The sequence below is a fragment of the Mycobacterium sp. genome (assembly GCF_032159775.1).
GTDB lineage: Bacteria > Actinomycetota > Actinomycetes > Mycobacteriales > Mycobacteriaceae > Mycobacterium.
The window spans coordinates 1-2,588 of the sequence record NZ_JAVHWK010000050.1; the positions used below are offsets into that span (position 1 = coordinate 1).

Annotated in this window: 3 protein-coding genes; all 3 read left to right on the forward strand. The window is 62.8% G+C overall.

Annotated features, from left to right (window positions below; genetic code table 11):
• Nucleotides 1-330 precede the first annotated feature (330 nt).
• On the forward strand, nucleotides 331-924 hold the full coding sequence (locus tag QOJ24_RS05295; RefSeq protein WP_526259807.1) for a flavin reductase family protein: 594 nt from the start codon (nucleotides 331-333) through the stop codon (nucleotides 922-924).
• Nucleotides 925-957: 33 nt separating this feature from the next.
• The gene (locus QOJ24_RS05300; protein ID WP_526259809.1) at nucleotides 958-1,872 is read left to right on the forward strand and encodes an LLM class F420-dependent oxidoreductase; all 915 of its coding nucleotides are present in this window, start codon (nucleotides 958-960) and stop codon (nucleotides 1,870-1,872) included.
• Between the two features lie 36 nt (nucleotides 1,873-1,908).
• A partial coding sequence (locus QOJ24_RS05305) for an acyl-CoA dehydrogenase family protein (protein WP_526259811.1) occupies nucleotides 1,909-2,588 on the forward strand: 680 nt, incomplete at its 3' end.

A 2,588-nucleotide genomic window follows, 5' to 3' on the forward strand; every position in this document is an offset into this window, starting at 1 on the left:
ACGATCACGTACGCCTTGTCCCGAACTTGAAGATCCACCGCGATTGGCCCCTTCGGTAGTGGACGTAGCCGTCAAAGACTATCGGATGCCCGTCTTCCAGTCACCCATGTTTGTGTCGTATCTGACAATAGCGTCGATTCCGAGATCATCGTATAAATACGCGTGATTGCCCCTTTCGCGTAAAAACAGGCGCGGTGATGAGCTACCGAACAGCTTGCTTCTGACAGTAGTATGCGGTAGTAATGAAGCACCCGTGATCATTGGGCCATCCCCGTAGGGGCTGTCAGGTTCTGGCGGTTCGACGAATCACGAAGACCCGAGGAGCCCCACATGACGATCGACCTTGCGGCGGCCGACAAAGTGCTGGCGGGGTTGCGCCCATTTCCGGTGGCCGTCACCACGATCGACGACGGATTCGCCAACGGTCTGATGTCACTGTCGGCGGGCTCGGCCAGCATCGTGCCCGAACTGCCCCGCGCGACCGTCAGCCTGACCAAGTACAACAAGACCCACGACATGCTGATCAACTCCGGCGTCTTCGTCATGCACATGCTCTCGGCGGGACCCGACGAGATCGACGCCTCGATGGACATCCTGATGACCCTCGGCGGCAGCTCGGGCCGCGACGGCGACAAGATGGCTCACCTACGCACCAAACCCGGCGTCACCCGCGCACCCATCCTGCTCGACGCCCACAGCTACGTCGAATGCCGAATCACCGGATCGCTGGACAACGACGAGAACACCATCTTCGTCGGCGACGTGGTGGCCGCAGAAGTGTTCAGCTCCGCACAGCGACTGCGCATCGGCGAAGCCTGGGGCAAACTGCCCGAGGACTGGATCGAGCGCTACGAAGCCAACCACGAACCACAGCTACAAAGTGCCCGCGACCTACGCGCAGCGGCAATGCCATCAGTGCGCTGAGCTTCCGGCGCTCCACAACTCGAGGATTCACCCGTGAACCTGCAGTACAACGTGATGTTTCCGATGCGCGCCGTCAAGCACTGGCAACGTTGGAGCGAGGGAGCCAGCTTCGGCGAGATCGCCAAAGCGGTTGAAAGCGCTGGCTTTCATGGCTTTTCGATGAGCGAACACCCATTCCCCGACAAGCACTGGTTGGCACACGGGGGGCACCACGCCTTCGACCCGTTCGTCTCACTCAGCTTTGCCGCTGCAGCCACCACCCGCCTGCGGCTCATGACATACATCCTGGTATCCGGCTACCGTAGCCCGTACCTGACCGCAAAGTCGGCTGCCAGCTTCGACCTGCTTTCCGGCGGCCGCTTCACCCTGGGAACCGGTGCCGGTTATCTGAAATCGGAGTTCGAGGCCCTCGGCGCCGACTTCCACCGCCGCGGAGCACTTTTGGACGAGGCAATTGCCGCATGGAAGGCCACGTGGGCGGGCCAGGAGCACCACGGCCCTGAGTTCGGAATCCCCGATCACGTGGCACTGCCTCTGCCCCTCACTGCCGGCGGTCCCCCGATCTGGATCGGCGGCAACAGCAAGGCTGCTCAGCGGCGGGTGGTCGACACCGCCGACGGTTGGATACCGATGGGCCAGTCCGCTGAGATGGCAGCCATCACGCGCACTCCACCTCTAGAGGACATCGACCGACTCGCCACCCTCGTGTCCGCGGTCAATGAACGACGCGCCGATCTCGGTCGCGAACCCGCCGACGTCTCGTTCGTTCCCTTCGAAGCCGACCGACTGGTCAGCGGCGATTGTCAGGACTTCATCGAAGCGGTGAAGCCGCGCCGCAGCGATTACGCCGACGCCGGGGTCACCTGGCTCACCGTCGAACCGGCCAGCCGCAGCTTCACCGACTTTCGAGCCGATATCGGACTCATCGCCAAAGAGCTTGTCGGCTAAGTCTCTGTGCAGCAACGAAACCCACCAGGAAGTGCCATGATCACGACGCTCAGCGAAGAAGAGACAATGCTGGTCGAGACGGTGCGCGAGTTCGTGGATCGAGACGTGAAGCCGACTGTTCGCGACGTCGAACACGCCAACGAATACCCCGAAGCGTGGATCGAACAGATGAAGCGAATCGGAATCTACGGCCTGGCAGTGCCGGAGGAGTACGGCGGGTCGCCGGTTTCGATGCCGTGCTATGTGGAGGTCACCCAAGAGCTCGCCCGCGGCTGGATGAGCCTGGCCGGGGCGATGGGCGGCCACACCGTTGTCGCCAAGCTGCTCTCCTTGTTCGGTACCGAAGAACAGAAGCAGAAGTACCTGCCCTCAATGGCTACCGGTGAACTGCGCGCCACCATGGCGCTGACCGAACCCGGCGGCGGCTCCGATCTGCAGGCGATGACGACAACCGCGCGCACCGACGGGGAGCAGCTCGTCATCAACGGGTCCAAAACCTGGATCAGCAACGCCCGGCGGTCGGGGCTGATCGCGCTACTGTGCAAGACCGACCCCAGCGCCAGCCCGCGCCACAAGGGCATCTCGGTCGTGCTGGTGGAACACGGCCAGGGGCTGTCCGTGTCACGGGATCTGCCCAAGCTCGGCTACAAGGGTGTCGAATCATGCGAGTTGTCGTTCGACGACTGCCGCGTGCCGGCGTCGGCGGTGCTGGGTGG